1 pseudogene is annotated in these 223 nt (G+C 73.5%); it reads right to left on the bottom strand.

Annotated elements, in window-relative coordinates:
- A pseudogene (locus tag WFH44_RS21495) lies at positions 1 to 223 on the bottom strand (S-(hydroxymethyl)mycothiol dehydrogenase); the annotation flags it as partial.

Here is a 223-nt window from a genome sequence, read left to right on the forward strand (position 1 = left end):
GATGATCGTGGTCGCTCCGGCGAGTTTGGCGCCGGCGATGGCGGCGATGCCGACGCCGCCGCAGCCGATCACGGCGACGGATTCGCCGCGTTTGACGTCGCCGGTGTTGATCGCGGCGCCGATGCCGGCCATGACGCCGCAGCCGAGCAGGCCGACGGCGGCGGGGTCGGCGTCGGCGTCGACCTTGGTGCACTGGCCGGCGGCGACCAGGGTCTTTTCGGCG

Origin of the sequence: Arthrobacter sp. USHLN218, assembly GCF_037144715.1 — a bacterium.
Taxonomy (GTDB): domain Bacteria; phylum Actinomycetota; class Actinomycetes; order Actinomycetales; family Micrococcaceae; genus Crystallibacter.